Consider the following 6843-nt stretch of genomic DNA (forward strand, 5'->3'; position numbering starts at 1 on the left):
CTCGTGTGCCAGCGTTGAGATGGTGGCTTGTGAAGAAAACCTACACATTGCCATAACTGTAACTCTTTCGTATTTCCTATAGTTTTGATATATGAGCTTTAGATGTGAGCATTATATACGGCAAGTCTTGATGGATGAATGCCTAAAGATTCACAAGCCTTGGACGGTCTTGATTGCTGTGTCTGCGTTGTAATTACGGTGCAATACTACTGGAAAAGTTATGAAAGCTAACGTCGTCAATCTACCAAACTCTACACCAATTTTTGAGAACCACGTTTCAACTGAAGAATTTTCAAATAGTAGCAGCGATCGCTTGATTCAATTGCTGTCTGAGGAAATGCAAGCGCAAGTGAAAGCAACACCCAAGTGTGTAGAAGCTTTAGCAAAGCGCATAGCCGTAGAAGTAGAACGTATTTGCGACAAAAGCTCTCGCATTCAAACATCTGGGGAAATCAAATCCTGGCAGATGACGTTGGGAAGGCATCGGATGCAAAAGTGCTTACGTTACTACCAACTAGGTTCCAAACAAGGGCGCGTGGAATTACATAGCAATTTAGGTGCTATGGTTTACCGTCATGTAACTATAGCTGGTTCCGAGTTGGGCTTTGATGCTCGTTACAGTCTGATTGAAGATTTTTTACAAGCATTTTATATCGAAGCGATTAAAGCTTTCCGTAGAGAAAACGAACTACCAGAGAATCACACGCCGCGTACTCAGCTGCAATTAGCTGAATACATGGCTTTTACAGAACAGTATGCCAAACGCCGGATCAATTTACCTGGTGGTGCAAATCAGCAATTGATTATCTTGCGGGCCCAAGGTTTTGCTCGTCGTCAGCCCCAAGAAACCACTGTGGATATTGAAATGGCGGTAGAGTCTGCTAAGGGTGAAGAAGCAGAATCTTACCAGCGTAACTCGGCGGTGCAACAGCTGCGATCGCAAATGATTGCCCAAACTAATTTCGATCCATCTGAAGAATCAGAACGCGATCGCGTCATCACTGAATTGATGAAATACCTGGAGTCTCAAGGTCAATCTGATTGTATGAACTACCTCAGCTTGAAACTTCAAGACCTTTCAGCCCCAGAAATTGACCAAATTCTCGGTTTAACTAGCCGTCAGCGCGATTATCTCCAACAACGCTTTAAATACCACGTAGAAAAGTTTGCCAAGCAACACCACTGGCAATTAGTACATCAATGGTTAGGCGCGGGTTTAGAGCAAAAATTAGGTTTATCTTCCCAGCAGTGGGAAATCTTTGTAAATCAACTCACTGAACAGCAACAGCAAATATTGCAGTTAAAAACTGCACGGGAAAACGACGTTGCGATCGCCAAGACCATCAAATGCACCCCCAAACAGTTGCAAAAGCGCTGGACTCAACTTTTAGAAATCGCATGGTCTATCCGCAACGGTCATACTGAGGCCCAGACAGGTTGAAGTCAAGGCGAAATAACTAAAATTTATCCAAGCTAAATTCCAGTTATTACAGAGGTTGTTGAAGACGTAAAAGCTAGAATCTCTCAACGTCATGGCTAGACAAGTTAACTATCCTTATAGCCGTATAATTAAACATTATTGAGGCTTATAACTGTTACGAGGGGCGCGAATTTGGGTTAGGCGCTGAGTTCCTACGCTGTATTGATGCCTGCCTAAATTTAAGTTAGCATCACCCCAACACATACCAGATTGTTCATGAAACCTATAGCCGCGCTACAATTAGGCATTTTCCCTACGTCGTTTTTTACGAGTTAATGAACAGTAAATTATGATCTATGCTATTTTGCACTGTTCCCAAGATCCAGAAAAATGGCGTAGTTGCTTGTAATAGTTGCTCTTTGAGACTAAAGATAAATCCATTATTTTAACTATTATCTAAATTAGTATCGTTCCTAATCCAAATTATTAATACATTTGTATTTGTTTAGTACAAAAATACCAATAAATTTGGCTTTTTTACCTATTAATCCAACCATATTTAGCCAAAATCAAAAATTCATATTAAGCAACTGAACCTTTTTTACTGCTTCTGTGAAATCCTATAATAAGCAGGACTTTTGGCAGAGGGATTTAGGATGGCTCTGACTCAAGGCGGACGGGCAAATAAGTCTGGGAATATTTTAGAAGCAAATGTAGAAGCAATCTTACATGGGCATAATTATTTCCAAGTAGGGAACTATGTCCAAAAAGAATTTATAGTAAATGCTACTTTATTGTCAAAACGTTATGGAAAAGAAGTCTATATTGGAACTGGAATTTATCATACCTATCTGAAGGTTGATTTTTATGTTGTCGGCTCATCTGCAATGCCATCTGGTTTAATTTTCGAGTGCAAATGGCAAGAAAGCCCCGGTTCAGTTGATGAAAAATTTCCTTACTTGAACATGAACATTCAGCACTATTATCCTGCACCAACTATCGTAATTTTAGGCGGTGAAGGTATGCGAGAAGGCGCAAGCAAATGGCTGAAAGCAAGGGTTAATGATAACCATAATTTATTAGCAGTTTATAGCTTAGATAGATTCATTGCTTGGGCAAACAAAAATCTTTAAATGATGTAATTAATAGTTCATCAATCACACCTCTATTTTTTATTTTTGAGTTAATTGAACGTGCTGCTTTAATTTTATAGGTTTCAAAATTAATATCAGTATAAATTTTTTTAATAAATTCACTATCAGAATTGCATACCATAACTTTGACGCCACGACTTGCTAACTCTGCACAAGTATCTCTTAAAAGTTCTTGGTCTTTTTTACTAAAACAATTTTGGCTATAAGCAGTGAAATAGCTAGTGTCACTGATAGGATGGTACGGCGGATCGAAAAATACAAAGTCATCACTGCTAGTCGCATGATTTAGGACTTCTGTAAAATCTGCTTGTTTAATTTCTGCATAAAAAAGTGCTTCGGAGGCTGCTTTGAGTAAAACCTCAGCACAAATATTGGGATTGTCATATCTGCCTAAAGGTACATTGAATTTACCCTGTGAGTTGACCCGATAAAGACCATTAAAACAAGTCTTATTAAGATAAATTAGACGAGCAGCTTTTTCTATATCAGTACCACTAGAGTTGTTTCTCACACTATAGTAATAATCTTTATTATGTTGGATTTTATGCTCTTTTAAGAGAGAAATTAATTCTTCAACCCGATCTCTAACACAACAATAAGTGTTAATTAATTCGGCATTAATATCAGTTAAAATGGCTGCACTTGGTTGGAGATAGAAAAAAACAGCACCACCACCTAAGAATGGCTCATAGTAATTTTTATAACTTTTGGGAAAATAAGGAATATATTGCTGTATCAACCGACTTTTACCCCCTGCCCACTTCAAAAATGGACGCGGGCTAGTTTCCTTCGAGGCTTGAATAACCATTTACTTACAATTTAACTGAAAATAATTATGACTAAATAAAGCCAATATAACCGACAAGCCAAATTTTAGATTAACTGACTAATTTTCCAGCCGCATATATTACAATTGAGTAGATAAAGCATATCAAAACAAACGTAAGTATATAACAAGGCAGTTTACATTCAGATGTTTGACGGATTTTGGGATAACGTTTTTCGCTACCCCCGATACTTAATTACGATCGTCTTAGGACTGTTTCTGAACACCTTTGCGCCATTAGTGCCACTGTTGAAGCGCCCAGTCACCTCGATCGCTATTTTGGGTTTATTTGTGAGCAGCCTAGTTTTCCTAACTCTCACCCTACGGGCAATGCTGGGCTTGAGTCCAATCTAGACTAGCGTTATATCGGGGCTGTGCCCTACAGACGGTTGCTTTTGGCGTTGCTCCCGCTAAGTACTGTCTACCCTGCATCTATTTTTGTCGTACAACCTCTGTGATGAGGCAAAATTTTTATGGCTACAAATCGTCGGGTTTCCCGCGTTGCTGAACTGATCAAACGGGAAGTTAGCCAAATGCTGCTTAACGGAATTAAGGATGACCGTGTGGGTACCGGAATGGTCAGTGTGACTGATGTTGATGTTTCCGGCGATCTCCAACACGCCAAAATCTACGTCAGCATCTATGGTACAGATGAAGCTAAGGTAGAAACAATGGCAGGCTTAAAGTCGGCCACAGGCTACGTCCGCAGCGAACTTGGGGCGCGGGTACGGCTACGTCGTACACCAGAGGTGATATTTCTCGAAGATCGCTCTATAGAACGCGGTAATAAAGTATTGGCATTACTAAACCAACTTAACCACGATCGCCCGCCAGAAAATCTGGAAGCAGTAGAAGACAGCACTGTTCAAAATGACGAAGAATTCTCCGAATAAGTAACTAAAACAACAATGTAACTTCAGAACAATTAATCTCAGCAAATCCGCCAAACAGTTTACAGACGTGACTAGATCGCGTCTGTTTTAATGTGAACATAACCTAATTCAGCAAGACACTTCTCTTCTTATAGGCGAAACAAGATTTAAATATTCTTCCTTGCTAAAACTCCATTCCTTGATGGGTGGAATATTCACTAATTGTGAAATTCTGACTCCTGTTTATGAGTGTCCTGATTACGAATTAGAGTATTACTCGACCCTTTTACAGATCTTTTTCAAAACAAAACTGGATGGTGTTAGTGCTGAAATTAACTAAGAAATTACAGGCTTACTTAAGAAATTGTTAACAGATGCTATGGTTAAAGCCTTCGTAGTATACTTTGTCCGTTATATTTTGTAACAGTTTATACCACAAAAACTGACAAATATTATTGTGTTGTTTACCTTAGATGAATACCCGCAGTTATAGATCCAGTTTTTAAGGTGATTATTTGATATGTAAGAGATCGCCATATAAACCCTTCCCACCCACCAAATCTTGCCTAAATACAGTAATGGCAAGACTTTCAGACTTGTGGCATCAAAGTCATCCAGCTACATAAGCAGGTTAAGTTAACTACTTGGAATTTTTTTTGTAAAGCGGATTTTCGATAAATGTCAGGATTCGTTGACTTTCTTAACATTTCTTGAGATAATTTCAGGAGATGTAGCGTCAAAATAAAAATAGTTCCGTATAGCAAACTACAAAATCTTAGCCACAAGTCTAATTTCTGTAATGTTTGTTCCTAATTTTTAACGGGAACACTATCGTAAGTGTTAATTTGTGAGTAAAAAACATGAGTGTGAATACGGTGCCTTCTATCAGTTACTACTCTCTAGATGTGATTCAAGACGAAGCACGCCGACTGGTGCAAAAGGGAATGGTTAGCCGACAACAGCCAATATATAGCCTTTGCCAATACATTCCAGCGAGAGAGTGGGTTTGCGTTGAATGTGAATTAGAGAAATGTGACTTTTTGTTACGCGATCGCATTGGCGACCTAATTGGTCGCGAACAGTGGGACAACGACTAATCAATTCAATGTTTGATTTCAGGTTTGGGATTGGGGGTTTGTTTTTGATGTGTGAATCTCACCATCAGCGATTCATCGCTCAATCAGGGGAATAATCTCTGGTTTTTGATGAGCATTACCCTATACAGAATCTTGCATTTTTGATTAATACAGAAGCATTTGAGTCTGAATTTATACAACTTTTCAAGTTAAAGAAGGCGTAAAAACCATTTGTTGCGTACATCTGGTGTCACGGCTTGAGTTTAGTATGTAGATTCTGCGAAGTTCCTACATCGATCTGATAGAAGTGTAGGAACTTCACTCTTGACTCGCAATTTATAGCATCGCTTCCCTCAAGTAAGTGATAACCTGCTTGCTGTTCAAAACCAAAATCCGTCTAGAAAAGTTTGCTAAGTCGGGCTAACCGACACCAGTTGCGACAACAAAGGGAAACTCCGCCAGCAACTGGCTCAACTTTCACAAAATCCAAAATTTTTATAGTATTTTTCTGAAAAAATCTCGAAAAGCACAGAAAAATCGGATGAACTATTATCCTACTTGCTCTAAATATTGATTAATGTCTTCAATGATGCGAGTAAGTTCAGCTTCAGTAGTCAAGCGGATGTTGACATTGCGGACAGTCAGCAAAACTTTGGCTGCGAAGGGTGTTGGCCAAATATTAGGATTACAAAAAACTTCTAAAAATACTTCACCCGTATAACGATATTCCAGGGGAGGTTGGGGAGTGACTCTACCACCGCCAGGAGTGGGTTTAGCGGCGATCGCTTTCAGGCGTTCCATCAGTTGATCCGTCGCTGTCTTTAATTCTCGTGCTGCTTGGGGTGAAAAACTGAAGGAGACTGAACCTTCAATTAAGTTCAATGTTAGAGGAATTGAAGACATATTTTTTTTATTAAAACTTCTTGATAAGTACTTATATTACCGGAAGAAGGGGTCTGAATCCCACTCTGATAGTTTGCAGTGTCTTCTTGAAAGACCACTAGTACCGCTGCACGTAATTCGTTAGTCTGTCAAGACGAGTATTTTTTCCTGGGTAAATAAGTTTGTAGTAAGGACTTTAGTCCTTGTGTTAAGCACTGAAGTGCTTACTACGTAACAGGCTTTCATTAGTTTGCAACCAGAGTATTACCCTGTCGTTCTGTTACCGCCGAATCAGGCTGCGAAGCCGCCATCAATTTTCAGATTCGCACCAGTGACGAAACCAGCTTCTGCACTGGCAAGATAGGAAACCATGTCGGCGACTTCTTCACTCCGACCATAGCGCTGGAGGGCGATCATACTTCTCATAGTGTCGGCAAAGGAACCCTCCGCCGGGTTCATGTCGGTATCCACAGGGCCGGGTTGGATATTAGACCTCTTGCAAAAGTCGCTCAGGAAGATTTTATTTTGGGGAGACAAAGCTCATAATTGTAGAGAGCAGCAATCAGATTAAACCTTAAACTAAATCTTTTTCGGCGATTTCTATAAGTAAGGG

At 39.6% G+C, this 6843-nt stretch carries 8 protein-coding genes; 5 read left to right on the forward strand and 3 right to left on the reverse strand.

Annotation, left to right across the window (positions count from 1 at the left end; all coding sequences use genetic code 11):
• Positions 1-220: 220 nt before the first annotated feature.
• Together AC1F2U_RS28145 and AC1F2U_RS28150 are read left to right on the forward strand one after the other, a co-directional pair.
• The gene (locus AC1F2U_RS28145) at positions 221-1441 is read left to right on the forward strand and encodes a HetZ-related protein (protein WP_480264132.1); all 1221 of its coding nucleotides are present in this window, start codon (positions 221-223) and stop codon (positions 1439-1441) included.
• Between the two features lie 635 nt (positions 1442-2076).
• Complete coding sequence (locus AC1F2U_RS28150) at positions 2077-2553, forward strand: PD-(D/E)XK nuclease superfamily protein (RefSeq protein WP_480264133.1); 477 nt, start codon at positions 2077-2079, stop codon at positions 2551-2553.
• Here the strand turns inward: AC1F2U_RS28150 and AC1F2U_RS28155 are convergent.
• Complete coding sequence (locus AC1F2U_RS28155) at positions 2525-3382, reverse strand: DNA adenine methylase (RefSeq protein WP_480264134.1); 858 nt, start codon at positions 3380-3382, stop codon at positions 2525-2527. The genes AC1F2U_RS28150 and AC1F2U_RS28155 overlap by 29 nt on opposite strands.
• A gap of 165 nt (positions 3383-3547) precedes the next feature.
• Here AC1F2U_RS28155 and AC1F2U_RS28160 point away from each other — a divergent pair, with 165 nt between their 5' ends.
• The 3 genes from AC1F2U_RS28160 to AC1F2U_RS28170 all read left to right on the forward strand — a co-directional run bounded on the left by AC1F2U_RS28160 (position 3548) and on the right by AC1F2U_RS28170 (position 5369).
• Positions 3548-3754 carry a DUF751 domain-containing protein gene (locus tag AC1F2U_RS28160; protein WP_480264135.1) on the forward strand — a complete coding sequence of 69 codons (207 nt, stop codon included), beginning with the start codon at positions 3548-3550 and terminating at the stop codon, positions 3752-3754.
• 119 nt (positions 3755-3873) lie between these two features.
• The gene (gene rbfA, locus AC1F2U_RS28165) at positions 3874-4293 is read left to right on the forward strand and encodes a 30S ribosome-binding factor RbfA (RefSeq protein WP_322673394.1); all 420 of its coding nucleotides are present in this window, start codon (positions 3874-3876) and stop codon (positions 4291-4293) included.
• A gap of 839 nt (positions 4294-5132) precedes the next feature.
• Complete coding sequence (locus AC1F2U_RS28170) at positions 5133-5369, forward strand: DUF4327 family protein (RefSeq protein ID WP_480264136.1); 237 nt, start codon at positions 5133-5135, stop codon at positions 5367-5369.
• Positions 5370-5897: 528 nt separating this feature from the next.
• Here AC1F2U_RS28170 and AC1F2U_RS28175 read toward each other — a convergent pair.
• Both AC1F2U_RS28175 and AC1F2U_RS28180 read right to left on the reverse strand, forming a co-directional pair.
• The gene (locus AC1F2U_RS28175) at positions 5898-6251 is read right to left on the reverse strand and encodes a hypothetical protein (RefSeq protein ID WP_194046709.1); all 354 of its coding nucleotides are present in this window, start codon (positions 6249-6251) and stop codon (positions 5898-5900) included.
• Between the two features lie 270 nt (positions 6252-6521).
• Positions 6522-6767 (reverse strand): SDR family oxidoreductase, encoded by a 246-nt coding sequence (locus AC1F2U_RS28180; RefSeq protein WP_480264137.1) that lies wholly within the window; start codon positions 6765-6767, stop codon positions 6522-6524.
• Positions 6768-6843: the final 76 nt, after the last annotated feature.

This window comes from Nostoc sp. LEGE 12454, assembly GCF_056620565.1.